This is a genomic window from Pseudomonas pergaminensis, assembly GCF_024112395.2.
GTDB lineage: Bacteria > Pseudomonadota > Gammaproteobacteria > Pseudomonadales > Pseudomonadaceae > Aquipseudomonas > Aquipseudomonas pergaminensis.
This window is the reverse complement of record NZ_CP078013.2, coordinates 4,728,264-4,754,668: the sequence shown is the minus strand read 5'-3', so window position 1 is coordinate 4,754,668 and position 26,405 is coordinate 4,728,264. Positions and strand designations below refer to the sequence as shown.

Below are 26,405 nucleotides of genomic sequence, written 5' to 3'. Positions count from 1 at the left end.
GGCAACAAATTATGCTTAATGATAATGATTGTCAAATGAGAAGGCGAACTAATCTTATGCTTTCTTGTTTGGTGTGAACCACGTCTCGCTCGTACCCGGCGACTAATTATTTGCCGGTGCCGTCCGTTCTTCTGGGTGACAGGTCCGTTAGTAAAACGGCCAAGGATCAGCACCCGCAGGAGGACGAAATGGGTTTCTATCGTGCATACAGCGTGTTTCAGTTTGGAGTCGTCGCTCGATGAGTACGCCGACTCGACTGCGCCTGTTCTGCCTGCCCTATTCGGGCGCCAGCGCCATGGTTTACGCGCGCTGGCGCCGGGCCTTGCCTGAATGGTTGCAGGTGTGTCCGCTGGAATTGCCCGGTCGTGGCATGCGCATGGAAGAGCCGCTGCAGCGCGATATCAAGGCCTTGGCCACGCAACTCGCGGAGGAAATCAGCCGCGACTTGAACGGTCCCTACGCCCTGTTCGGCCACAGCCTTGGCGGCCTGCTCGCCTTTGAGCTGGCGCACGCCTTGAGCGCTCGCGGCGTACCCGCGCCGCTGGCGTTGTTCGCCTCCGGCACGGCCGGGCCGGCGCGTCGTGACGTCAGCGAGTACGCCATCGAAAAGACCGACGAACAACTCATCACCCGCCTGCGCGAACTGCAAGGCACCGCTGAAGAAGCCCTGGCCAACCCCGAGTTGATGCAGTTGATGCTGCCGATCCTGCGTGCCGATTTCCTGCTGTGCGGCAGCTTCACCTATGGCGAGCGCACGCCGTTGGACATGCCGATCCACGTGTTCGGCGGCAAACAGGACAGCGTGCGCGCCGACCAGTTGCTCGACTGGCAACTCGACGCCGCCAGTGGCTTTTCCCTGGACATGTTCGACGGTCACCACTTCTTCCTCATCCAGCACGAAAGCGCCGTGCTGCGTTGCGTGCGGCGCTATGCCGACGAACACCTGGCCCGCTGGCGCAATGGCGCGGCGCGGCAACTGGCCGCTGGCTAAAAGCTCCCCAATTCCCGAATTTCCCGTAAGCCGATTTCAGGCAGGAACCCCATGATGGACGCCTTCGAACTTCCCCGCACCCTGGTCCAGTCCCTTCAGCGTCGTGCCGCGCAAACCCCGGATCAGGTCGCCCTGCGCTTCCTCGCCGAGTCCGCCGAGCACAGCGTAGTACTCAGCTACCGCGACCTGGACCAGCGCGCCCGCACCATCGCCGCTGCGCTGCAAGCCAATGCCGAGCTGGGTGACCGTGCGGTGCTGTTGTTCCCCAGTGGCCCGGATTACGTCGCGGCGTTCTTTGGTTGCCTGTACGCCGGGGTTATTGCGGTGCCGGCCTACCCGCCGGAGTCCACGCGGCGTCACCATCAGGAGCGCCTGCTGTCGATCATCAGCGACGCCGAGCCGCGCCTGCTGTTGACCATCGCCAGCCTCGCCGACGGCTTGTCGCAGCTCGACAACGCGCCGCCAGTGTTAAGCGTCGATAGCCTGGAGAGCGCTGGTAACTGGATCGCTCCCGACCTGCACCCCGACGACATCGCTTTCCTGCAATACACCTCCGGCTCCACCGCGCTGCCCAAGGGCGTGCAGGTCAGCCACGGCAACCTGGTGGCCAACGAAGTGCTGATCCGCCGTGGTTTCGGCATCGACCTCAACCCGGATGACGTGATCGTCAGCTGGCTGCCGCTGTACCACGACATGGGCCTGATCGGCGGCCTGCTGCAACCGATCTTCAGTGGTGTGCCGTGCGTGTTGATGTCGCCGGCCTACTTCCTCGGCCGGCCGTTGCGCTGGCTTGAGGCGATCAGCGCATACGGCGGTACCATCAGCGGTGGTCCGGATTTCGCCTATCGCCTGTGCAGTGAACGGGTCAGTGACTCGGCGTTGGAGCGGCTGGACCTGAGCCGATGGCGCGTGGCCTATTCCGGGTCCGAACCGATCCGCCTCGACACCCTGGAACGCTTCGCCGAAAAGTTCGCCACCTGTGGTTTCACCCCAAACAATTTCTTCGCCTCCTACGGCCTGGCCGAGGCGACCCTGTTTGTCGCCGGCGGCACCCGGGGCCAGGGTATTGCCGCGTTGCGCGTCGACGAGCAGGCCCTGGCCGCCAACCGCGCCGAACCGGGGCAGGGCAGTGCGATCATGAGCTGCGGCACCAGCCAGCCCGAGCATGCCGTACTGATTGCCGACCCACAGACCCTCACCGAACTGCCCGACAACCGCGTCGGCGAACTCTGGGCCAGCGGTCCGAGCATCGCCCATGGCTACTGGCGCAACCCGGAAGCCACCGCCAAGACCTTCGTGCAACATGCTGGCCGTACCTGGCTGCGCACCGGCGACCTGGGTTTTATCCGTGACGGTGAGGTGTACATCACCGGCCGCCTCAAAGACCTGCTGATCGTGCGCGGACACAACCTGTACCCCCAGGACATCGAGCAGACCATCGAGCGCGAAGTCGAAGTGGTGCGCAAAGGCCGGGTCGCCGCATTTGCGGTGAGCGACAAGGGGCTGGAAGGCATTGGCATTGCCGCCGAAATCAGCCGCAGCGTGCAGAAAATCCTGCCGCCCGAAGCGCTGATCAAGGCGATCCGCCAAGCCGTGGCCGAGGCTTACCAAGAGGCGCCCAGCGTGGTGGTGCTGCTCAACCCCGGCGCCTTGCCGAAGACCTCCAGCGGCAAAGTGCAGCGCGCAGCCTGTGCGCTTCGTCACAAGGACGGCAGCCTCGACAGCTATGCCCAGTTCCCCGACCTGCAAGCGCAGGTGAGCGATGGGGCGCTGGAATCCGAGTTGCACACCCAGATTGCGGCGATCTGGTGTGAGCAACTGAACATCGCAAGCGTTGCCGCCGATGATCATTTCTTCTTGCTCGGCGGCAACTCCATCACCGCCACCCAGGTGGTCGCACGCCTGCGCGAAACCCTCGGCCTGGAACTGAACCTGCGCATGCTGTTCGAAGCGCCGACCCTGGAAGGCTTCGCGGCCAACGTTGCGCAGTTGCAGCAAGACGGTGGCGTCGCCCAAGGTGTGATCCACAGCCTGTCACGCCAGGATGAACTGCCCCAATCCCTGGCGCAGAACCGCCTGTGGATCACCTGGCAACTGGACCCGCATAGCAGCGCCTACACCATCCCCGGTGCTCTGCGCCTGCGCGGCGAGCTGGATGAAGACGCCGTGCGCGCCAGCTTCCAGCAACTGATCCAGCGCCACGAAGCGCTGCGTACGCGCTTCTACGAAAGAGACGGCCAGGCTTTCCAGCGCATCGATGCCAAGGTGGAGTTCGAGCTGCAAGTCATCGACCTCAGTGACCTGCCAGCGGCCGAACGCGAAGCCCGTGCGCAACAGATCCGCGAGGACGAAGCCCGCACCCAGTTCGACCTGGAAAAAGGCCCGCTGCTGTGGGTGACGCTGGTGCGCCTGGACGATGAGGATCACCAACTGCTGGTGACGCTGCACCACATCATCGCCGACGGCTGGTCGCTCAACATTCTCATCGACGAGTTCTCGCGCCTCTACGCCGCCGCTGTCCAGGGCCAACCCCTGGAATTGCCGCCCCTGGCCCTGCAATACGCCGACTACGGCAGTTGGCAGCGCCAATGGCTGGCCGAGGGCGAAGGCGAGCGCCAACTGGCGTACTGGAAAGCGCAACTGGGTGAAGAGCATCCAACCCTGAGCCTGGCCACCGACCACCCGCGTTCGGCGCACCACCGTCACACCGCCTCACGCCACACCGTGCGGCTTGGCACGAGCCTCAGCGAAGCGATTCGCCAGACCGCCCAGGCCCACGAATCCACGCCCTTCATGCTGTTGCTGGCGGCCTTCCAAAGCCTGCTGCATCGCTACAGCGGCCAGCGCGACATTCGCATCGGCGTGCCCAACGCCAACCGTCCGCGCCAGGAAACCCAAGGTCTGGTCGGCTTCTTCATCAACACCCTGGTGCTGCGTGCCGAGCTGGACGGGCGCCTGGCGTTCAGTGAGCTGTTGGCCGCGACGCGCCAGACGGCACTGGGCGCCCAGGCCCATCAGGACCTGCCGTTCGAACAACTGCTGGAAGCCTTCCCGCAGGCCCGCGTACAGGGCCTGTTCCAGGTCATGTTCAACCACCAACAGCGCGATTTGAGCGCGTTGCGCCGCTTGCCGGGCATGCTTGCCGATGAACTGCCATGGCACAGCCGCGAAGCCAAGTTCGACTTGCAACTGCACACCGAAGAAGACCGCAACGGGCGCTTGAGCCTGTCGTTCGACTACGCCGATGAGCTGTTCGAAACCGCGACCATCCAGCGCCTGGCCGCGCACTACATCAACCTGTTGCACGCCGTCTGCGAGCACCCCCAGCAAGCCATCGGCGACATCGCGCTGATGCAGCAGGACGAACAGGCGCTTTACAGCGAAGCACCCTGCGCGCCAGCCCAGCAGTGGCTGCCGGAGCTGCTTAACCAGCAGACCTCGGACGCCACTGCGCTGGTCTGGGACGGTGGTAGCCTGACCTTTGCCCAACTGCACACCCAGGCCAACCGCCTGGCCCACTACCTGCGCGATAAAGGCGTCGGCCCGGACGTGTGCGTGGCCATCGCCGCCGAGCGTTCGCCGCAACTGCTGATCGGCCTGCTGGCGATCATCAAGGCCGGTGGCGCCTATGTGCCGCTGGACCCGGATTACCCCGTCGAGCGCCTGGCCTACATGCTCAAGGACAGTGGCGTCCACCTGCTGCTGACCCAGACCGCATTGCTGGAACAGGTGCCGAGCGCCGAAGGCGTGTGCGTGATTGCGATGGACAGCCTGCACCTCGACAGCTGGCCCACCCAGCCGCCCGGCTTGCACCTGCACGGTGACAACCTCGCCTACGTGATCTACACCTCCGGTTCCACCGGCCAACCCAAAGGCGTGGGCAACACCCATGCGGCCCTGGCCGAGCGCTTGCAGTGGATGCAGGCCACTTATCAACTCAATGAAACCGACGTGCTGATGCAAAAGGCGCCGATCAGTTTTGACGTGTCGGTGTGGGAATGCTTCTGGCCACTGATCAGCGGTTGCCGCCTGGTGCTGGCCGGCCCCGGTGAACATCGCGACCCGCATCGCATTGCGCAGTTGGTGCAGGAGCACGGCGTGACCACGCTGCACTTTGTGCCGCCGCTGTTGCAGTTGTTTATCGACGAACCGTTGGTAGCCGAATGCACCAGCCTGCGCCGCCTGTTCTCCGGCGGTGAAGCCTTGCCCGCCGAACTGCGTAACCGCGTGCTGGCGCAGTTGCCTGCGGTGCAACTGCACAACCGTTATGGCCCGACCGAAACCGCGATCAACGTGACCCACTGGCACTGCCGTGTCGAAGACGGCGAGCGCTCGCCGATTGGCCGCCCGCTGGGCAATGTGATCTGCCGCGTGCTGGACGAGCAGCTCAACCCGGTGCCACTGGGTGTACCGGGTGAACTGTGCATCGGCGGCATTGGCCTGGCCCGGGGTTACCTGGGCCGCGCGGGGTTGACGGCTGAGCGTTTTGTCGCTGACCACCAAGGGGCACGCCTTTACCGCACCGGTGACCGCGCGCGTTGGAATGCCGACGGCGTGATCGAGTACCTCGGGCGCCTCGACCAGCAGGTCAAGCTGCGTGGCTTTCGCGTGGAGCCGGAAGAAATCGAAGCGCGCATGCTCGCCCTGGAAGGCATCGCCCAAGCCGTGGTGCTGGTGCGTGATGCTCAGCTGATTGGCTACTACACCGCCCCTGCCGAGCTGGACGAACAACAGGTCAAGACCGCCCTGGCCGCCGAGCTGCCCGAGTACATGGTGCCCGCGCTGCTGATGCGCCTGGACAGCATGCCTCTGAGCCCCAGCGGCAAGCTGGACCGCCGGGCGTTGCCGGAACCGGTGTGGCACGTGCGCGAACATGTCGAGCCCGAAACCCCGCTGCAACAGCAGATCGCTGCAATCTGGCGCGAAGTGCTGGGCCTGCCAGGCATCGGCCTGCGCGATGACTTCTTCGCCCTCGGTGGCCATTCGTTGCTGGCCACGCAAATCATCTCCCGCACCCGCCAGGCATGTGACGTCGAGCTGCCATTGCGCACTTTGTTCGAAGCCAGTGAGTTGGGGGCATTTGCTGAGCAGGTCGCACTGATCCAGGCGTCGGGCCAACGCAACCAGCAGACCGCCATCGCCAAGGTCGACCGCAGCCAGCCGGTGCCGCTGTCCTATTCCCAGCAGCGCATGTGGTTCCTGTGGCAGATGGAACCGGACAGCCCGGCCTACAACGTCGGCGGCATGGCGCGCTTGCGTGGCGTACTGGATGTGGGGCGTTTCGAGGCGGCGTTGCAGGCCTTGATCATGCGTCACGAAACCCTGCGCACCACCTTCCCGAGTGTCGACGGCGTGGCCTATCAGAAGGTCGCGGCGCAGACCGGCCTGCGCATGGACTGGCAGGATTTCTCCGCGCTGGACGAAGCCGAACGCCAGCCACGGTTGCAACAATTGGCAGATCACGAGGCCCATACACCGTTCAACCTGGAGACCGGGCCGTTGCTGCGAGCCTGCCTGGTCAAGGCCGGCGAGCGCGAACACTACTTGCTGCTGACCCTGCACCACATCGTCACCGAAGGCTGGGCCATGGACATCTTTGCCCGTGAACTCAGTGCGCTGTACGAAGCCTTTATCGATGAGCGTGAATCGCCACTGGCACCGCTGCCGGTGCAGTACCTCGACTACAGCGTGTGGCAGCGCCAATGGCTGGAGGCTGGCGAACGTCAGCGTCAACTGGACTACTGGACTGCGCAATTGGGCAGCGAACACCCCTTGCTGGAACTGCCCGGCGACCGTCCACGGCCACCGGTGCAAAGCCACCAGGGCGAACTCTACCGCTTCGACCTGAGCGATGACCTGGCGGCCCGCGTGCGAGCCTTCAATGCCGAACGCGGCTTGACCCTGTTCATGACCATGACCGCCACCCTGGCTGTGTTGCTCTACCGCTACAGCGGCCAGACCGACCTGCGCATCGGTGCGCCCGTGGCCAACCGTATTCGCCCGGAAAGCGAAGGGCTGATCGGCGCCTTCCTCAACACCCAGGTGCTGCGTTGCCAGCTCACTGGGCAGATGAACGTCGCTGAATTGTTCGAGCAGGTGCGCCACACCGTGATCGAAGGCCAGTCCCATCAGGACCTGCCGTTCGATCACCTGGTGGAAGCCCTGCAGCCACCGCGCAGTGCGGCGTACAACCCGCTGTTCCAGGTGATGTGCAACGTGCAGCGCTGGGAATTCCAGCAAAGCCGCCAACTGGCCGGCATGACCGTCGAATACCTGGCCAACGATGCGCGTGCGACCAAGTTCGACCTCAACCTGGAAGTCACCGACCTCGACCATCGGCTGGGTTGCTGCCTGACCTACAGCACCGACCTGTTCGACGAGCCGCGTATTGCGCGCATGGCAGAACATTGGCGCAACCTGCTGGAAGCCTTGATCGCCAACCCGCAACAGCGCCTCAGCGAACTGCCCTTGCTGAGCGCCGCCGAGCAGCGGGCCGTGCAGGACAGCCTGGGCATCGAGGCGGGCGAACACCGCCTTGATCAGTGCATCCATCCACTGTTCAGCCAGCAGGCGGCAGCCCGTGGTGATGCACCGGCGCTGACCTTCGCCGGTGAAACGCTGAGCTACCGCGAGCTGGAGGCCCGCGCCAACCGCCTGGCCTGGATGCTGCGTGAGCGCGGCGTCGGCCCGCAGGTGCGGGTGGGCCTGGCACTGCCGCGCTCGCTGGAAATGGTCATCGGCCTGCTGGCGATCCTCAAGGCGGGCGGCGCCTACGTGCCGCTGGACCCTGAATATCCGCTGGACCGCTTGCACTACATGATCGAAGACAGCGGCATCGGCCTGTTGCTCAGCGATGCGGCGATGTTCGCAGCGCTCGGCGAATTGCCGGCGAGCGTGGCCTGCTGGTGCCTGGAAGATGACTTGCCGGTGCTCGCCAACTACCCGGCCGATGCGCTGCCGTTTATCAGCCTGGCGCAACACCAGGCGTACTTGATCTACACCTCCGGCTCCACCGGCAAGCCGAAAGGCGTGGTGGTGTCCCACGGTGAAATCGCCATGCATTGCACAGCGGTGATCGAGCGGTTTGGCATGCGCCCGGATGACTGCGAATTGCACTTCTATTCGATCAACTTCGACGCCGCCACCGAGCGTTTGCTGGTGCCGCTGCTCAGTGGCGCGCAGGTGGTACTGCGCGCCCAGGGCCAGTGGGATGCCGAGGAAATCTGCGGATTGATCCGCACCCATGGCATCAACATCCTGGGCTTCACCCCGAGCTACGGCAGCCAGTTGGCGCAGTGGTTGGCCACTCAGCAGCAGACCTTGCCGGTGCGTATGTGCATCACCGGCGGCGAAGCCCTGACCGGCGAACACTTGCAGCGCATCCGTGCCGCGTTCAAGCCACAGGTGTTCTTCAACGCCTATGGCCCGACTGAAACCGTGGTGATGCCGCTGGCCAGCCTTGCACCGGAGCAGTTGGAGGAGGGCGCCGCCAGCGTGCCGATCGGCAGCATCATCGGTGACCGCGTGGCTTACATTCTCGACGCCGACCTGGCCCTGGTGCCGCAAGGCGCGACCGGCGAGTTGTACGTCGGCGGCGCCGGCCTGGCCCAGGGGTATCACCAGCGTCCGGGCATGACCGCCGAGCGTTTTGTCGCGGACCCGTTTGCGCGCAACGGTGGGCGCCTGTACCGCACCGGGGACCTGGTGCGCCAACGCGCCGATGGCCTGGTGGAGTACTTGGGGCGTATCGACCATCAAGTGAAGGTTCGCGGTTTCCGCATCGAACTGGGCGAGATCGAAACCCGCCTGCTGGAGCACGATGCCGTGCGCGAAGCGGTGGTGCTGGCGCTGGATTCGCCGAGCGGCAAGCAGTTGGTGGCGTATCTGGTCAGCGATGCCGAGCACGGCGCGCTGCGTGACGCGCTGAAGGCCCATCTCAAGGCGCAACTGCCGGATTACATGGTGCCGGCGCACTTGATCGTGCTGGACAGCATGCCGCTGACCGCCAACGGCAAGCTTGATCGCCGTGCCCTGCCGCAACCAGATCCTGAGGCAAACCGCCAAACATATGTGGCGCCACGCAATGAACTTGAAAGCACCCTGGCTGCGATCTGGTGTGCGGTACTGAACGTGCAACAAGTCGGCCTGGACGATAACTTCTTTGAGCTGGGTGGCGACTCGATCCTGTCGATCCAGGTGGTCAGCCGTGCGCGGCAGGCCGGGATTCATTTCAGCCCTCGCGACCTGTTCCAGCACCAGACCGTGCAGACCCTGGCCGCCGTCGCCACCCGCTCCGAGCAGGTCACGGCCGAGCAGGGCGTACTGACCGGGCCTTCGGGCCTCACGCCGATCCAGCACTGGTTCTTCGACACCGAGATTCCACAGCGTCAGCACTGGAACCAGGCGCTGGTCCTCAAACCATTGCAACTGCTGGAGCCTCATCGCCTGGAGCAAGCGCTGCTGGCCGTGCTGGAGCACCACGACGCCCTGCGCCTGAGCTTCTCCCGGCGTGACGCGCACTGGCACGCCGAGCATTTGGCCGTGCCGCGAGGCGGCGTGCTGATGCAGGCGCAAGTGCGCGACATGGCGCACTGCACCGCGCTGTTCACCGACACCCAACGCAGCCTCCACCTGGAACACGGCCCGCTGCTGCGCGCCTTGCTGGTGGACGGGCCCGAGGGGCAGCAACGCCTGCTGATCGCGATCCATCATCTGGTGGTGGACGGCGTGTCGTGGCGCGTGTTGTTGGAAGACCTGCAGAACGTCTACCGTCAACTCAGCGACGGTCAGTCCGTCAGCCTGCCGGCCAAGACCAGCGCCTTGCGTGACTGGGCCGCGCGTTTGCAGGCCTATGCCGGCAGCGAATCCCTGCGTGAAGAGTTGAGCGTCTGGCAAGACCAATTGGCTGGGCCGGAAACCGTATTGCCGGTGCCCCGTCCGCAAGGCTCGCTGCGTAACCGCGATGCCGACACCGTCAGCGTGCGCCTGGATGCCGAGCACACCCGCCAGTTGTTGCAACAGGCCCCGAGCGCCTACCGCACCCAGGTCAACGACCTGCTGCTGACCGCCTTGGCCCGTGTGCTGTGCCGCTGGAGCGGCCACGCGTCGGCGCTGATCCAACTGGAAGGCCACGGCCGCGAAACCCTGTTCGATGACATCGACCTGACCCGCAGTGTTGGCTGGTTCACCAGTGCCTATCCGCTGCGCCTGACCCCGCAAGCGTCCCAGGGCGACTCGATCAAGGCGATCAAGGAGCAACTGCGCGGCGTGCCGCATAAAGGCCTGGGCTATGGCGTGCTGCGCTACCTGGCCGACGACCTGTGCAAACAGCGCATGGGCGCACTGCCGAGCGCGCAGATCACCTTCAACTACCTGGGCCAGTTCGACCAGAGCTTTGGCGCCGATGCGCTGTTCCACCCGATGGACGAGTCCACAGGCCTGGCCCATGACCCGGATGCGCCGCTGCCCAACGAGTTGAGCGTCGACAGCCAGGTGTACGGCGGTGAGCTGGTGCTGCGCTGGACCTTCAGCCGTGAGCGCTTCGATCAGCACAGCGTGCGCGAATTGGCCGAGGCGTACCTGGCCGAACTGCAAAGCCTGACCCAGCACTGCCTGCAGGACGATGCCGGTGGTCTTACACCGTCCGACTTCCCGCTGGCCCACCTGAGCCAGTCGCAACTCGACAGCCTGCCGATACCGGCCAACGTCATCGAAGACGTCTACCCGCTGACACCGATGCAGGAAGGCCTGTTGCTGCATACCCTGCTCGAACCGGGCACCGGCCTGTATTACATGCAGGACCGCTACCGTATCAACAGCGCCCTGGACCCCGAGCGCTTCGCCCAGGCCTGGCAGGCGGTGATCGCCCGTCACGAAGCCTTGCGCGCCTCGTTCTGCTGGAACGTCGGCGAAGACATGCTGCAAGTAATCCACACACCGGGCAGCACGCCGATTGAATACCTGGACTGGAGCGAGGACCCGGAAAGCGAACAGGAACCGCGTCTGCAAGCGCTGCTCAAGCAAGAGCGCGAAGCCGGTTTCGATCTGCTCAACCAGGCGCCGTTCCACCTGCGCCTGATCCGCGTCGGCGCTGAACGCTACTGGTTCATGATGAGCAACCACCACATCCTTATCGATGCCTGGTGCCGTTCGTTGCTGATGAATGACTTCTTCGAGATCTACATGGCCCTAAGCGAAGGCCACGAGGCGCAGTTGGCCACGCCGCCGCGTTATCGCGACTACATTGCCTGGCTGCAACGTCAGAACCTCAACGAGGCACGCCAATGGTGGCAGCAGAACCTGCAAGGGTTCGAACGCACCACACCGATCCCGAGTGACCGGCCGTTCCTGCGTGAACACGCGGGCCACAGCGGCGGCATGGTGGTGGGCGATTGCTACACCCGCCTCGATGCCCGCGACGGTGCGCAATTGCGTGAGTTGGCCCAGGCTCATCAACTGACCGTCAACACCTTCGCCCAGGCGGCGTGGGCCTTGGTGCTGCGGCGCTTGAGCGGCGACCGTGACGTGTTGTTCGGTGTCACCGTGGCCGGGCGCCCGGTGGAAATGCCGGAGATGCAACGCACCGTCGGCCTGTTCATCAACAGCATCGCGCTGCGGGTAAAACTGCCCGAGGACGATCAGCGTTGCAGCGTGCGCCAGTGGTTGAGCGGCTTGCTCGACAGCAATATGCAACTGCGCGAGTACGAATACCTGCCGCTGGTTACGATCCAGGAGCACAGCGAATTGCCCAAGGGCCAGCCACTGTTCGACAGCCTGTTCGTGTTCGAAAATGCCCCGGTGGAAGTCTCGGTGCTGGACCGTGCGCAAAGCCTGAATGCCACCTCGGACTCCGGCCGCACCCACACCAACTTCCCGCTGACCGCCGTGTGTTACCCGGGTGATGACCTTGGTTTGCACCTGTCCTACGACCAGCGCTACTTCGACGAGACCACCGTGCAAGGCATGCTCGGCGAGTTCAAGCGCCTGCTGCTGGCGCTGGTGCAGGGCTTCCATGGCGACATGGCCGACCTGCCGCTGATCGGTGAGCAAGAGCGCGGGTTCCTGGTGGAAGGCTGTAACCAGAGCGAGCACGACTACCCGCTGGAGCGTAGCTATGTCGAACTGTTCGAGGCCCAGGTATCCGCGCATCCTCAGCGGGTTGCCGCCAGTTGCCTTGATCAGCAATGGACGTATGACGAACTCAATCGCCGCAGTAACGGCCTGGGCCACGCGCTGATCAGTGCGGGCGTCGGTCTGGATCAACCCGTGGCATTGCTGGCCGAACGCAACCTCGACCTGCTGGGTATGATCATCGGCAGCTTCAAGGCCGGTGCCGGCTACCTGCCGCTCGACCCAGGCCTGCCGAGCCAGCGACTGCGCAGCATCATCGACCTCAGCCGCACACCGCTGCTGGTGTGCACTGAGGCATGTCGCGAGCAGGCCATCGAGTTGCTGGAAGGCTTCGACTGCCAGTTGCTGGTGTGGGAAGAAGTGCCTGCACGCGGCGAAAATCCCGGCATCTACAGCGGTCCGGACAACCTCGCCTATGTGATCTATACCTCGGGTTCCACTGGCCTGCCCAAGGGCGTGATGGTGGAACAGCGCGGCATGCTCAATAACCAGTTGAGCAAGGTGCCGTACCTGGCCTTGAGTGACGCAGATGTGATCGCACAGACCGCTTCGCAGAGCTTCGATATTTCCGTGTGGCAATTCCTCGCCGCGCCGCTGTTTGGCGCGCGGGTGGACATCGTGCCGAATACTCTCGCCCATGATCCCCAAGGTTTGCTGGAGCACGTTCAGGCCCAAGGGATTACCGTGCTGGAAAGCGTGCCGTCGCTGATCCAGGGCATGCTGGCCCAGGAGCGTATTGGCCTGGACGGTCTGCGCTGGATGCTGCCGACTGGTGAAGCCATGCCGCCGGAGCTGGCGCACCAATGGCTGTTGCGCTACCCCCAGATTGGCCTGGTGAACGCATATGGCCCGGCCGAATGCTCGGACGATGTGGCGTTCTACCGCGTCGACCTGGCGTCGACCCGTGGCACTTACTTGCCGATTGGCACACCGACCGACAACAACCGTTTGTACCTGCTCGATGGGGCGCTGGAGCTGGTGCCCCAAGGCGCGGTTGGCGAGTTGTGTGTCGCCGGTACGGGCGTCGGTCGCGGTTACGTCAGCGACCCACTGCGCACCGCCCCAGTGTTTGTACCGAACCCCTTCGGTGCCGCGGGCGAACGGCTTTACCGCACCGGCGACCTAGCGCGCCGTCGCAGTGACGGCGTGCTGGAGTACGTCGGGCGAATCGACCATCAAGTGAAGATTCGCGGCTACCGTATCGAACTGGGTGAAATCGAAGCGCGCCTGCACGAACAACCGGAAGTACGCGATGCGGCGGTGGGCGTGCAGGAAGGCGTCAATGGCAAGCACCTGGTCGGCTACCTGGTGGCGGCTGATGCAGCGCTGAACCCCGGCGAGCGCCTAGACCGCATCAAGCAGCGCCTGCGGGCCGAACTGCCGGAATACATGGTGCCGCTGCACTGGCTATGGCTTGACCGCCTGCCACTGAACGCCAACGGCAAACTCGACCGCAAAGCCTTGCCGACCCTGGAGATCGGCCAGTTGCACAGCCAGGACTACCTGGCGCCGCGAAACGAACTGGAAACCACCCTGGCCGCCATTTGGGCCGAGGTGCTGAAAGTCGACAGGGTAGGGGTAGAGGACAACTTCTTCGAACTGGGCGGGCATTCGCTGCTGGCCACGCAGATTGCCTCGCGGGTGCAGAAAACCCTGCAACGTGACGTACCGCTGCGGGCGATGTTCGAGTGCAGCACGGTGGCGGAGTTGGCCGAGTACATCAATGGGTTGGCGGCGAATGAGATCAGCGCCGAGAAGGTGGACCGGTTGAGTGATTTGATGGCGGAGTTGGAGGGGCTTTAAGCTTCGTTGTCTGTCAGGGCCTCATCGCCGGCAAGCCGGCTCCTACAGGTGAAACGCACTCCAACTGTAGGGGCCGGCCTGCCGGCGCTGGTGTCAGACCGGGCGCCGCTTACTTCGGCCCAAGAATCTTGACCAGCTTTTCCGGCGACGGCGCCCCTTGCTGTTGCTGCAAGCCACCCTTGTCATCCAGATAGAAAATCGCCGGCGTTGCCGACAATTCCAGCTCGTCCATCAACTTCATGTTGTTATCAAGCTTGGCCTCGATATCGGCCGGGATCTTGGCCAGGGCCTGCAGCTTGCTGCCCTTGCCGGCGGCTTCGTGTTCTTCCAAGGCCTTTTGCGGGTCTTTGGCGGCAAACAGCGCGGCGGATTTGCCCGGGCTGTCTTCGCGGATAATGCCCACCATGATGTGGCGCAGCTGCACCTTGCCGGCCTTCACCCAGGGGCGGGCCTGTTCCCAGAACATGTTGCAGTACGGGCAATTGGGGTCGCTGAACAGGTAGACGATGCGCGGCGCGTTTTTGTCGCCGTCCTGGATCCAGCTGCTTTTCTCCATTTTGGCCCAGACTTCCTTGGCCATCGGCGCGTACACCAGTTTTTCCAGGGGCGCGCTGCTCAGGTCGTTGCCCTGGGCGTCGTACAGGTTGCCGGCGATCACGTTCTTGCCGTCGGCGGTCAGGTACAGCGCCATGCCACGGTTCTGGTACTGGGCGGCGTAGCCGGTGAGGCCGCTGGGAGCGTCGAATTTGCCGAGGATCTTGGCACCCTTGGCTTCGATCTGTTTGATCGGCGCCGGCCAGTCTTCGGCCTGGGCCAGGGTGGCGGCAAGCGTCAGCGGCAGCAGGGTCAGCAGGTGGCGGAGGCGGGGCATGTCGGTTTCCTTGTGGCAGCAGGAGCGGAGTCGAAGGGTTCCATGGCACGGGCCAGGCTGGCCTGGGACAACTCGCCCAGGTGGCTGTTGATCAGGCGCCCGTCGGCGCGATAGAACAGGGTGGTAGGCAAGGCCATCGAGCCCACGGCCTGGCCGAGGCGGCCGCTGGCGTCGAACAGCACGTTGTCGAGGGTCAGGCCCTGGGTGGCGAGAAAGGTGCTGACGCTTTGCATGCTTTCGGCCTGGTTGACGAACAGGAAGGTCACGTCCGGGCGTTGATGTTGGGCGCGTTCCAGCACCGGCATTTCACGCCGGCAGGGCGGGCACCAGGTGGCCCAGAGGTTGATCACCAGCGGGCCGCCCTTGTAGTCGGCCAGTTGCACCACGTCGCCATTGGCATTGCGCAGGGTGATGTCCGGCAGTTGCGAGCCTTTGTCATACAGGCTCAGGGACAGGCTGGCCATGCCCCAGAACACCAGGCCGGTGATGACCCCGGCACTCAGCGGCTTGCGCAGGGCCGGGCGACGCCAGCCGTAGGCGAGTGCGCCGAGCACCAGTGCGATCACGCCGGGCCAGGCGAGGAAGCCGCCGTCACGCAGGTCGACCATTTGCAGCCAGTCGTTGCGGTAGTCACTCCAGTACATCAGCACAAAGCTGACGCGGGCCACCAGCATACCCAGCAGGAACAGGCTGAACAGCACCGACTCCGGGTTTTCACCGCCACGCTTGGCCACGCGCCAGCCCACCAGGGTGGCGAGGATCAGCGCGCTGATCAGCAGGATGTGATTCAGGGCGATGGCGAAGGTGCCAATGGTCAGCGTCAGCATCAGAGGGCGTCCCGGGCTTGCGTCCAGCGTTGCAGGAAGGCGGTGGCATCCACTTCGCCGGTGATGCGCTGGGCACGGCGTTCTTCACCGTCCGGGCCGATCCACACGAAGCTGGGTGGGCCGGGGACTTTATAGCGGCCGAGCAGCTCGCGGCTGGCGGCATTGTCGGCGGTGACGTCCAGGCGCAGCAGGCGCACGTCTTTCAAGGCGTCGAGTACTTCCGGTTTGCCGAACACCTGTTTTTCCATGATCTTGCACGACACGCACCAGTCGGCGTAATAGTCCACCAGCACCCATTGTCCCTGGGCCTTGGCACTGTCGAGCTGGCTTTGCAACACGGCGGGGTCGCTGGTGGTCATGAAGGCGTCGTGGGCGGTGGGGGCGGCGGCGGCCCGTGAGCCACTGTAGACCTTCAGCGGTTGCCACAGGTCATCGCTGCCACCCGCTGCGCCCACCACCAACACGGCGCCCCACAGGCCCAACACCAGGGAGCCGGCGCCGAACACTTTGGCGGCGAGGCCGTATTCGCGGGCCAGGGTCCAGCCGCAGTAGGCCATCACCAGCGCGAGTGCGCCCCACAGGCCGACCCACAGGTTTTCGCCGACCACCGGACGAATCATCCACACGGCGGTGCCGAGGAACAGGAAGCCGAAGATGCCCTTGAGTACGTTCATCCAGGTGCCCGGCTTGGGCAGGAAGCGGTTGCCCACGGTCACCAGCAGCAACAGTGGAATACCCATGCCGATGCCCATGTAGAACAGGATCAAGCCACCGTGCAGCGCGTTGCCGCTTTGCGCGATATACAGCAGCACGCCCGCCAGCGGCGCGGTCATGCAGGGGCCTACCAGCAGGCCGGATAGTGCACCGAGCACCCCGGCGCCTACCAGGCTGCCGCCGCTTTGCTGACGGCTGACGTTGTCCAGGCGATCGCGCAGGAACGCCGGCAGTTGCAGCTCAAAGAAGCCGAACATCGGCAGGGCGAGGATCACGAACAACGCGGCGAAACTGCCGAGGATCCAGGGCGTCTGCAGCAGCGCGGCGAGGTTGCTGCCGAGCAGGGCAGCCAATACACCCAACGCGGCATACACCAACGCCATGCACACCACGTAGCTGCTGGCCAGGGCAAAGCCGCGACGCGGGCTGGCGCCACTGCCCACCACCAGGCCGGCGAGAATCGGCAGCATCGGCAACGAGCACGGCGCAAACGCCAACAACAGGCCCAGGCCGAAGAACAGCAACAGGCTCCAGCCCAGGCTGCGCTGCTGCAAACCACTGGCCAGGCTCTGGTCCTGAGCTTCGGCGGTGGCGGCCACGGCCGGGTTGCCACCCAGGTCCACGGTGATCGATTGCGGCGGGTAGCACAGGCCCGCGTCGGCGCAGCCCTGCCAGCCCAGCTTGATTTGGCCGGTGGCGCCGGCCGGAATCTTCACTTCCAGGCCCTGGCGATACACCTCCTGGTCGCCGAAGAACTCATCGCTGTGGGCCTCGCCTTGCGGCAGCACGGGCTTTTCGGCCAGGCCATCGAATTTCATGCGCTGCTTGTACAGGTAATAACCGTCGGCAATCTGCCAATACAGCTGCGTCTCGCCACTTTCAAGACGTTCGGAGGTAAAGGTGAAGGCTTTGCCCACCGGAAGGAAATCAGGTTTGGTCTCAAACGGGTTGCCCGGCGCGGCCTGGGCCAATCCCGCGAACAACACCAGCAGTAAGGTAAACAGATGCCGCATGGTCAAGCCTTAGTTCGATGCAAGTGAGGCACACAATGTGTGGCGTTGATTAACCGATGATTAACCGAGGCTATTCTAGAGTCTTAGTGGGCGTCTTTTCACGGCATAATCGGCGCTTAATCCACGGCACTTTTAATCTCCCGATCTTTTATGAAGGGTTCAGCATGCACGTATTGGTCTGCGAAGACGACGAACTCATCGCCAGCGGCATCGTGGCCGGCCTCACCGCCCAGGGTTTTACCGTCGAGCGCGTGGCCACGGCGGGCGCCGCACGCGCGATGCTCAAGGCGGCGACCTTCGACATCATGGTGCTCGACCTCGGCCTGCCGGATGAAGACGGCCTCAAGCTATTGCAGCAACAGCGCAGCCAGGGCCTGGAAATTCCGGTGCTGATCCTCACCGCGCGAGACTCGGTGACCAACCGCGTCGACGGCCTGCAAGCCGGCGCCGACGACTACCTGCTCAAACCCTTCGACCTGCGCGAACTCGCCGCGCGCCTGCAAACCCTGTTGCGACGGGTGGCGGGGCGCAGCGTCAACCTGATCGAGCATGGTCGCCTGGCCTACGACCCCAGCAGCCGCGAAACCTTCCTGGGCGGCCAGCCGGTGGACCTCTCGCGCCGCGAGCAGGCGCTGCTGCAAGCCTTGCTGCACAACAAGGGGCGTGTGCTGTCCAGCGAGCAGCTCAAGGACAGCGTCTACGGCTTCAACGACGAGTTGGAGAGCAACGCCCTCAACGTGCATATCCACCACCTGCGGCGCAAATTGGGTAACGGCATCGTCGAGACCGTGCGCGGCCTCGGCTACCGCCTGGGCCCGGCTGACGGGGGCGAGGACGCATCGTGAAAAGCCTGCGCCTGCGCCTGACGTTCAAGCTGGGCGCCGCTTTTGTGTTGATCTGGGCCCTGGCGGCCGCCTGGATGCTCAACGACCTGCGCAACCAGATGATGTTCTCCCTCGACCAGCGCCTGGTGGCGTCGGCGCGCATGGTGGCGGGGCTGACCGAGCAGATGCCGGGCCTTGCCAGTGTGAGTGGCGGCGCGCATTTCAGCGCCGAACAGTTGCAGGTGCCGGGTGGCATGGCCTGCCAGGTCAGCTCCTTGCGCGGGGAAATCCTGGCACGCAGCCACACCACGCCGGACGAGGGGCTGGAATCGCGCATGAGCGGGTTTCGTGACCAGGTCATCGATGGCGTGGGTTGGCGCAGTTTCACCCTGTCCCGTGGCGACCTTTTAATCACCACCGCCGACCGCCAGGTGGAGCGTGAAGCGCTGAACCTGTCGATCCTGCTGGCGGCGTCGGTGCCGGTGGGCGTGGCGATGCTCGGCTGCCTGTGCCTGCTGTGGCTGGGTATCGGTCAGAGCCTGCTGCCGCTCAATCGCATGCGCGACGCCTTGATGCGCCGCAGTGCCGACTCCCTCGAACCGCTGCAGATCCATCCGTTGCCCAGCGAGCTCAAGCCGCTGCTCGACACTCAGAACCAACTGCTGCAACGCATCGCCAAGACCATCGAGCGCGAACGCCGCCTTACCGGCGACGCCGCCCATGAACTGCGCAGCCCGCTGACAGCCATCAAGACCCACCTGCAAGTAGCCCGCATGACCGAAGGCGCGGCCCGCGACCAGTCCCTGGCCCATGCAGAGGAGGGCGCCGACCGCCTGCACCGGACCCTGGAACAATTGCTGTTGCTGGCGCGAGTGGAGGGCAACCTGTCGTTTGACGATGGCATGCACTCCAGTGCCGAGGATGTGGCACGGCTGGCGATCCAGGATGCCAATGCCGGTGACAACGCGCGTATCGACCTGATCCTGCCGGCCAACCTCTCGGCCACCCCGGTGGAAATGCCGGTGGGCCTGGCGGTTGCGGCCTTGCGCAACCTGCTGGACAACGCCTTGCGCCACACGCCGGCGGACACCCGGGTGGAACTCAGCGTAATCACCGCCGCCGACACGGTGGTGTTTCGCGTGCGCGACCACGGCAAGCAGATCTCCCCCGAGGACCTGCAGTACCTGACCCAACGCTTCTGGCGCAATGGCAACAGCGAAGGCTGCGGCCTGGGCCTGGCGATCGTGCAAGCGATCGTGCAGCGTTGCGCCTGCTCGTTGAAGTTCGACAGCCAACCGGACGGCCTGCGCGTCGACCTGGGCATGCCGCTGCGACGCTGATCCCTTTTCTCTCACGTGCCAAATAGTTACCGCCCTCCTGAGGATCAAGTCTTCAGGATGGCGGTAATTTTTTTGCGCTTTAACGGGCTGAACGACTCGGCCTGTATTGAAAAGGACGGTTCTTATGTTGGTCATTGATACAAGTTTCCCTGCCAAAGGCTTCAACGAACGCAACGGCGAGCCGGTGCGGCAGTTGATCCTGCATTACACCGCGGCGCCTTTTGGCTCATCCCTGCGCACCCTGACCCAGGACGGGGTCAGTGCGCACTACCTGCTGCCCGATCCAGAGGACCCCAGCTACCGCGCTGCGGGCTATGAAGAACTGCGGGTCTTCCGGTTGGTGGAGGAGGACAAACGCGCCTGGCATGCCGGGGTGAGCCATTGGGCGGGGCGTGACAACCTTAATAGCCGCTCGATTGGCATCGAGATCGTCAACCTGGCGCGGGATGACGGCGGCGTGTTCACGTTTCCTGCCTACGGGGAGGAACAAATCGAGGTGTTGATTGCGCTGGTCCGCGACGTTCTGGGGCGTTATCCGCAGATCGGGCCGACCGACATCCTCGGGCACTCGGACGTGGCGTACGGGCGCAAGAGTGATCCGGGGCCTCGGCTGCCGTGGCAGGGTTTGCATGAGGCGGGGGTAGGGGCCTGGTTTGATGAGGCGACGCGGGCAATGTACCAGCGCCGCTTTTGCCTCGGGTTGCCGCCAGAGGTCGAGGTGGAGCGGGCGTTTCAGCGTTACGGGTATGCGCCTGCGAAAAATCGGCAAGGGTTTCAGCAGAGGACGAGGGCGTTTCAGATGCACTTTCGGCCTCGGGATTACTGCGGGTTTCTGGACGGGGAGACCTGCGCGATTTTGTATGCGCTGAACGAAAAATACCTGGGGCTCTGATGCCGAACGCGGTTCAAATGTGGGAGCGGGCTTGCTCGCGAATGCAATCTGCCAGTTGATGGGAGTGGCGACTGACGCACCGCCTTCGCGAGCAAGCCCGCTCCCACATTTGGATCTTCATCCATCAGTTAACGATCACAGTCACTAAATCCCTCTCATGCTGGTGCGTTTCCAGAACAGGAAATCCGTGCGCATGCCCCTTGGGCCAGACGCCAGCGGATCGGCAGTTTGGTCACCACATCAGCGTATTGAGGGATCGAGAAATGTCAGTCGCTACCAGCCGTATCGAAGACGCCCAGGTGCATGAAACGCTCTATCAGTTCGACGAAACACCCTTGCTCGCCCGCCAGCGCCAGCAGGAGTCCAACGCCCGCAGCTACCCTCGGCGCATTCCCCTGGCGCTCAAGCGCGCCAAGGGTATTTACGTGGAAGACGTGGAAGGCCGCAGCTTCATCGACTGCCTGGCCGGCGCCGGCACCCTGGCGTTGGGGCATAACCACCCGGTGGTGATCGAGGCCATCCAGCAAGTGCTGGCCGATGAACTGCCACTGCACACGCTGGACCTGACTACGCCGGTCAAGGACCAGTTCGTGCAGGACCTGTTCGGCCTGTTGCCGCCGGCATTGGCGCGGGAAGCGAAGATCCAGTTCTGCGGGCCCACCGGCACCGATGCGGTGGAAGCCGCGTTGAAGCTGGTGCGCACCGCCACCGGGCGCAGCACGGTGTTGTCGTTCCAGGGCGGTTACCACGGCATGAGCCAGGGTGCCTTGAGCCTGATGGGCAGCCTGGGGCCGAAGAAACCCTTGGGCGCCTTGCTCGGCAATGGCGTGCAATTCTTACCGTACCCCTACGACTACCGTTGCCCGTTTGGTTTAGGCGGGGCGCAAGGGGTGAAGGTCAACCTGCACTACTTGGAAAACCTGCTGAATGACCCTGAGGCGGGGGTATTGCTGCCGGCGGCGGTGATTGTCGAGGTGGTGCAGGGCGAGGGCGGTGTGATTCCGGCTGACCTCGACTGGCTGCGTGGCCTGCGACGCATCACCGAGCAGGCGGGCGTGGCGTTGATCGTCGATGAAATCCAGAGCGGTTTCGGCCGCACCGGTAAGATGTTCGCCTTTGAACACGCCGGCATCATTCCGGATGTGGTGGTGATGTCCAAGGCCATCGGCGGCAGCTTGCCGCTGGCGGTGGTGGTGTACCGCGACTGGCTCGACACCTGGCTGCCGGGCGCACACGCCGGGACCTTCCGTGGCAACCAGATGGCGATGGCGGCGGGCTCGGCGGTGATGCGCTACCTCAAGGACCACGACCTGGCCGGTCACGCCGCAACCATGGGCGAGCGCCTGGGTGAGCACCTGCGCATCCTGCAGCGCGACTTCCCGCACCTGGGGGATATTCGCGGCCGTGGGCTGATGCTCGGCGTGGAACTGGTAGACCCGACTGGCACGCCAGACATCCAGGGCCACCCGCCGGTGCATCGCCAGCTGGCGCCGCTGGTGCAGCGCGAATGCCTCAAGCGTGGGCTGATCCTCGAGCTCGGTGGCCGGCATGGCAGCGTGGTACGGTTCCTGCCACCACTGGTGATCACCGCTGTTGAAATCGACCGGGTGGCGGATATCTTCGGGCGCGCTTTGGCGGCAGCGGTCGCCAGCCTCTAATTTTTTTCCGGTTCGGTACGTTTCTACAGATATCAGTGCTGCGCGCGGTGCGCAGCCAGCCTTTTAGCGATGGAGAACAGCAATGACCTCAGTATTTGACCGCGACGACATCCTGTTTCAGGTAGTGGTCAACCATGAAGAACAGTATTCCATCTGGCCCGATTACAAGGCTGTGCCGGAAGGCTGGCGCACCGTGGGAAAGAGCGGCATGAAGAAAGAGTGCCTGGCCTACATCGAAGAAGTCTGGACCGATATGCGTCCACTGAGCCTGCGCCAGAAGATGGATGGCGCCACGCTCGCTTAAGCACCGCAAATCAAATGTGGGAGCGGGCTTGCCCGCGATAGCGGTTTACCAGTCATCGAATACATCGCCTGACACACCGCCATCACGGGCAAGCCCGCTCCCACAGAAACGCTTTACAGTGCCTGGTTGGCGTACAGGTAATCCGTCGCCAACGACGCCAACGTCCTCACCCCCACTACCAGCGCTGACTCATCCACAAAGAACCCCGGGTTGTGGTTCGGCGCCGCCTTGCTCATGTCCTGATCCCTCGGCGTCACCCCCAGGAACACAAACAGCCCCGGTGTTTCCTTGGCATAAAACGAGAAATCTTCGGCGCCGCCCACCAGCGGGGCCTGCACCACGTCATCCTTGGCCGCCCAGCGCAGGCTCGGCAGCATCTTCTCGGTCAACGCCGGGTTGTTGATGGTGGGGTCGTACTTCTCGATGATGGTGACTTCGGCCTTGGCGCCGCCGCTTTCGGCGATTTTTTCCACGGTCTGCCGCACATCCGCGTGCAGTTTCTGGCGGATGCCGTAGTCGTAGGAGCGAATGGTGCCGGTCATGTCCACCGACTCAGGGATGATGTTGTAGCGCGTGCCACCGTTGATGGTGCCAATGCTCACCACTGAGGGGAACGAGGAAATGTCGGTGCGGCGGCTGACCACGGTTTGCAGGCCGACGATGGTCTCTGCGCCCACGGTGATCGGGTCGATGCCGTCCCAGGGGCGACCGGCGTGGGTCTGTTTGCCAAGGATCTTGATGCGCAAGTCATCCGAGCTGGCCAGGGTCGGTCCTGGGCGGTAGGCAATCTGGCCGGCGGGTACACCCGCCCACACATGCAAGCCAAACACTGCGTCCGGCTTGGGCGCCTTCATCACGCCTTCTTGCACCATCATTTTGGCCCCCCAGGTATTTTTACCGTCGGGGATGAAATCACTCGGGCCTTCTTCGGCCGGTTGGAAGTAGAACACCACGGTGCCGGGCAGGCGTTCGCGCATGCCGGTCAGGATCTTCGCAGTGCTCAGCAGGATGGCGACATGGGCGTCGTGGCCGCAGGCGTGCATCACGTCGACGTCCTTGCCCAAGTAGGTGCCTTTGGCTTTGGAGGCGAAAGGCAAGTCGGCGACTTCCTTCACCGGTAGTGCATCCATGTCGGCACGCAAGGCGACGGTCGGGCCGGGCAGGGCGCCTTTGAGTACGGCGACCACGCCGGTGCGGGCGACACCGGTCTTGACCTCAAGGCCCAGGTCACGCAGCTGTTTGGCGACCAGCTCGGCCGTGCGGGTTTCGGTGTTGCCCAGTTCAGGGTGGGCGTGAATGTCGCGTCGGGTTTCCAGCAGCGCCGGCTCAAGTGCCGTTGCCTGGGTGGCGATTGCCTCCCGGGCACTCTCCTGGTCGCTGCTGGCGGCAACCACGACACTGCTGGCCACAGCGCACAGCATGCCGAACGCCCATTGGTGTGTCAGACCGGTTAAACGCATAAGGACCTCTCCTGAGTTTATTGTTGTTGATCTTTCTCCTGCACCGTGCCGGCGGTCACCACCTGCACACTCAAGCGCGGCGTGGCCAGGTCCAGCCCGGCTTCATCCAGATGACGCTTGAGCGACAGGTTGAACGCCCGCGACACTTCCCACTGCTTGATCGGCGCCGTCTTGAAGCGTGCGCGCAGGATCGCGCTGCCGGATTCGAAACTCTCTACGCCCTGGATCTCCAGTGGCGACCAGATATTGCGACGTTGCAGAGGGTCGTTGCGCATTTTCTGGCCGACATCGCGCATCAGCTTGATGGCGTCGTCGATTTCCATGTTGTAGGGAATCGCCACCCGGAAGATCGCGTAGCCGAACTCCCGTGAGTAGTTCTTGATGCTCTTGATCTCGCTGAACGGAATGGTGTGCACGATGCCGTCGATGTCGCGCAGGCGCACGGTGCGGATGGTCAGGCCTTCCACCGTCCCCAGGTGGCCGCCGACATCCACGTAGTCATCGATGGCCAGGGAGTCTTCGATGATGATGAACAGGCCGGTGATCAAGTCTGCCACCAGCGATTGCGCACCAAAGCCGATGGCCAGGCCGATCACACCGGCACCCGCCAGCAGCGGCGTGACGTTCATGCCCATGTTCGCCAGGGCGACAATCGCGGCGATGATAAAGATGGTCACGAACAACACGTTGCGGATCAACGGCATCATGGTTTGCGCCCGCGCATTGGCCAGGCCTTTGCGCGAACGGGTGAGGGCGTGATGGATCGCGGTGTCACTGAGGATCCAGATCAGCCAGGCGAACAGCAGCGTGCCGCCGAGGCCGAACAGCTTGACGCTGATTTCATGGCCGTCGCCTTCGGTAAAACGGATCAGCGACAGGCCCCACACGCGCAGGCCTAATTCGATAAACACCAGCCATACCACCAGGTGGGCCAGGGTGTAGACGAAGCTTTTCAGGCGCTCGGAGTACAGCGCATGGCGTTTGTGCCCGCGTTGCGGCTTGAGGGCGTGGCGACGCACCAACCCGTTGATCACCATGCACAGCACCAGCAACACGGTGCACAGCAGGGACTGGCGCAAGGCCGTGCTGGTATCGCCGGCAGAGACAAAGGTGGCGAACAGCGAGATGCCCACCAGCAACAACGCCGGGATGTACCAGAAGGAGCCGATGATTTCGATGGTGTCACTGAGGGCGCGGCGCGTCAGGCGGCGCGACAGTGGCTGGTTGCGGATCAGGTGGGCGATGGGCCGGCGGAAACGCAGGATGAATACGCCGGTGGACAGCGCCGCCATCACATTGGCGACCGTTGCAGCCGTATGGGACAAGTGCTGGCCCAGGGCCTGAACCAAGCGCGGGTCGCTCAAGGCTTCACCGAAGGCGGCAAAACTGCCGATCCACCAGAGTGGGCGGAAGGCCTGGTGGCGCAGGATATACAACGCGCGATGACGATGGGGACCGTCGAGCACGGAGAAGGCAATCACGCAGATGGCCGAAAAACAGGTGCCCACCACCAGCGCGTAGGCCAGGACCATCGCCAGGGATTTGCCCAGGGACGAGGGCAGCGCATAGCTCAGGTAGACCGTGATCACCAGGGCGATCAGCCACGGGCCGAGTTTGCGCAGGGCAAAGCGCACCATGTCCCAGGTGCGCGGGTGTTGCGGCAGTTCTTCGGGCAGGCCGAAGCGTTCGCGAACGCGGTGGCTGAGCCAGATCAGCGCGGCGGCGAGCAGGCTCCAGACCGCCAGGATCAGGGCAAACCCGAAAATGATCGGCAGCCATTCGTTGGCCGGCAGCATCAGCGCGCTGAGTTCTTCCTTGGCCAGGTCGACCTCGTTGGACCAGCGCCCCAACGGGCTGTCGGCGCCGGAGAACTGCTGCTCAAAACCGGACAGCGTACTGCCGATCAGCCCCAGTACCCCCTGCTCGGCGGCAGGCTGGGCTTTTTGTGTGGCGGCGCGCAGTTTTTTCAGGTCAGTGAGCAACTGGGTACGCTGCTGGTCGTTCTCCAGGGTTTTGATCACCTCGTCCAACGACTGCCCCAGCGGCACTTCGGCCTGGGGTTGGGTCTTATTGGTACTGCCCAGCAAGCCAGGCAAGCTCACGGCTTGGGCAGGCGCGAGCGGCAGCAGGGTGAGCAGGGCAATCAGGCAATAGCAGGGCAGGGCAAACAGACGGGAAAGCACGAGGCGGTCAACCTTGGAAACGACGAATTGACCGAGTGTACGAGTGCAATCGTCATTCGGCCAGTTTGGCGAGGATCTTGTACACCACGGTGCCCAGGATCAGCAGCATGCCGATCCACATGCCGAATACGCCGAGGGGCTTGTCACGGAAGTTGAAGCCTACCGCCAACAGGATCATGCCGATCATGATCGGGATAAGCATGGCGTGGAAGGAGGACATGGAGATCATGGTGCGACGGCCTTGTCGGAGTGGGAATACTGACAAGTCTAGGTCGGATTGCGGAAAATGCAGGTGATGCAGATCAGGTGTACGCAGAACTAATGTGGGAGCGGGCTTGCTCGCGAATGCGGTGGATCAGTCACAACATCTTTGACTGACACTCTGCATTCGCGAG

At 63.8% G+C, this 26,405-nt stretch carries 13 protein-coding genes; 7 read left to right on the top strand and 6 right to left on the bottom strand.

Going from position 1 to position 26,405, the window contains the following annotated elements; genetic code table 11:
• Window positions 1-238 precede the first annotated feature (238 nt).
• Complete coding sequence (locus KUA23_RS21445; RefSeq protein WP_252992811.1) at window positions 239-991, top strand: thioesterase II family protein; 753 nt, start codon at window positions 239-241, stop codon at window positions 989-991.
• Window positions 992-1,042: 51 nt separating this feature from the next.
• Window positions 1,043-13,924, top strand: coding sequence for a non-ribosomal peptide synthetase (locus KUA23_RS21440; protein WP_252992810.1), 12,882 nt, complete (start codon window positions 1,043-1,045; stop codon window positions 13,922-13,924).
• A 109-nt stretch (window positions 13,925-14,033) separates the two neighbouring features.
• Here KUA23_RS21440 and dsbG read toward each other — a convergent pair whose 3' ends face one another.
• Genes dsbG through dsbD form a run of 3 tightly spaced genes read right to left on the bottom strand, consistent with a single transcriptional unit; the run spans window position 14,034 to window position 17,349 of the window.
• Window positions 14,034-14,795, bottom strand: coding sequence for a thiol:disulfide interchange protein DsbG (gene dsbG, locus KUA23_RS21435; protein ID WP_078049582.1), 762 nt, complete (start codon window positions 14,793-14,795; stop codon window positions 14,034-14,036).
• Window positions 14,771-15,622, bottom strand: coding sequence for a TlpA disulfide reductase family protein (locus tag KUA23_RS21430; RefSeq protein WP_078049581.1), 852 nt, complete (start codon window positions 15,620-15,622; stop codon window positions 14,771-14,773). The genes dsbG and KUA23_RS21430 overlap by 25 nt, the downstream gene beginning before the upstream one ends.
• On the bottom strand, window positions 15,622-17,349 hold the full coding sequence (gene dsbD / locus KUA23_RS21425) for a protein-disulfide reductase DsbD (protein WP_252992809.1): 1,728 nt from the start codon (window positions 17,347-17,349) through the stop codon (window positions 15,622-15,624). Before dsbD ends, KUA23_RS21430 begins: the two co-directional genes overlap by 1 nt.
• A 164-nt stretch (window positions 17,350-17,513) precedes the next feature.
• Here dsbD and KUA23_RS21420 point away from each other — a divergent pair, with 164 nt between their 5' ends.
• The 5 genes from KUA23_RS21420 to KUA23_RS21400 all read left to right on the top strand — a co-directional run bounded on the left by KUA23_RS21420 (window position 17,514) and on the right by KUA23_RS21400 (window position 22,367).
• Window positions 17,514-18,194, top strand: coding sequence for a response regulator (locus KUA23_RS21420; protein ID WP_025858611.1), 681 nt, complete (start codon window positions 17,514-17,516; stop codon window positions 18,192-18,194).
• Window positions 18,191-19,513: an ATP-binding protein gene (locus KUA23_RS21415; RefSeq protein ID WP_078049579.1), complete on the top strand. Its 1,323-nt coding sequence runs from the start codon at window positions 18,191-18,193 to the stop codon at window positions 19,511-19,513. Before KUA23_RS21420 ends, KUA23_RS21415 begins: the two co-directional genes overlap by 4 nt.
• Before the next feature lie 124 nt (window positions 19,514-19,637).
• Window positions 19,638-20,405: an N-acetylmuramoyl-L-alanine amidase gene (locus KUA23_RS21410; protein ID WP_078049578.1), complete on the top strand. Its 768-nt coding sequence runs from the start codon at window positions 19,638-19,640 to the stop codon at window positions 20,403-20,405.
• Between the two features lie 263 nt (window positions 20,406-20,668).
• Window positions 20,669-22,063, top strand: coding sequence for an aspartate aminotransferase family protein (locus KUA23_RS21405; RefSeq protein ID WP_078049577.1), 1,395 nt, complete (start codon window positions 20,669-20,671; stop codon window positions 22,061-22,063).
• Window positions 22,064-22,145: 82 nt separating this feature from the next.
• Window positions 22,146-22,367, top strand: coding sequence for an MbtH family protein (locus KUA23_RS21400; RefSeq protein WP_065873388.1), 222 nt, complete (start codon window positions 22,146-22,148; stop codon window positions 22,365-22,367).
• 113 nt (window positions 22,368-22,480) lie between these two features.
• Here KUA23_RS21400 and KUA23_RS21395 read toward each other — a convergent pair whose 3' ends face one another.
• Genes KUA23_RS21395 through KUA23_RS21385 form a run of 3 tightly spaced genes read right to left on the bottom strand, consistent with a single transcriptional unit; the run spans window position 22,481 to window position 26,239 of the window.
• Entirely contained in the window at window positions 22,481-23,827 is a 1,347-nt protein-coding gene (locus KUA23_RS21395; protein ID WP_100492422.1) for an amidohydrolase, read from the bottom strand.
• Window positions 23,828-23,844: 17 nt separating this feature from the next.
• Window positions 23,845-26,010 carry a mechanosensitive ion channel family protein gene (locus KUA23_RS21390; protein ID WP_078049575.1) on the bottom strand — a complete coding sequence of 722 codons (2,166 nt, stop codon included), beginning with the start codon at window positions 26,008-26,010 and terminating at the stop codon, window positions 23,845-23,847.
• Window positions 26,011-26,062: 52 nt separating this feature from the next.
• The gene (locus KUA23_RS21385; RefSeq protein WP_177409498.1) at window positions 26,063-26,239 is read right to left on the bottom strand and encodes a hypothetical protein; all 177 of its coding nucleotides are present in this window, start codon (window positions 26,237-26,239) and stop codon (window positions 26,063-26,065) included.
• Window positions 26,240-26,405 lie beyond the last annotated feature (166 nt).

Coding starts and splice junctions, on each gene's coding strand:
- KUA23_RS21445 (WP_252992811.1), top strand. CDS start 239: ATGAGTACGCCGACTCGACTGCGCCTGTTCTGCCTGCCCTATTCGGGC.
- KUA23_RS21440 (WP_252992810.1), top strand. CDS start 1,043: ATGATGGACGCCTTCGAACTTCCCCGCACCCTGGTCCAGTCCCTTCAG.
- dsbG (WP_078049582.1), bottom strand. CDS start 14,795: ATGCCCCGCCTCCGCCACCTGCTGACCCTGCTGCCGCTGACGCTTGCC.
- KUA23_RS21430 (WP_078049581.1), bottom strand. CDS start 15,622: ATGCTGACGCTGACCATTGGCACCTTCGCCATCGCCCTGAATCACATC.
- dsbD (WP_252992809.1), bottom strand. CDS start 17,349: ATGCGGCATCTGTTTACCTTACTGCTGGTGTTGTTCGCGGGATTGGCC.
- KUA23_RS21420 (WP_025858611.1), top strand. CDS start 17,514: ATGCACGTATTGGTCTGCGAAGACGACGAACTCATCGCCAGCGGCATC.
- KUA23_RS21410 (WP_078049578.1), top strand. CDS start 19,638: ATGTTGGTCATTGATACAAGTTTCCCTGCCAAAGGCTTCAACGAACGC.
- KUA23_RS21405 (WP_078049577.1), top strand. CDS start 20,669: ATGTCAGTCGCTACCAGCCGTATCGAAGACGCCCAGGTGCATGAAACG.
- KUA23_RS21400 (WP_065873388.1), top strand. CDS start 22,146: ATGACCTCAGTATTTGACCGCGACGACATCCTGTTTCAGGTAGTGGTC.
- KUA23_RS21395 (WP_100492422.1), bottom strand. CDS start 23,827: ATGCGTTTAACCGGTCTGACACACCAATGGGCGTTCGGCATGCTGTGC.
- KUA23_RS21385 (WP_177409498.1), bottom strand. CDS start 26,239: ATGATCTCCATGTCCTCCTTCCACGCCATGCTTATCCCGATCATGATC.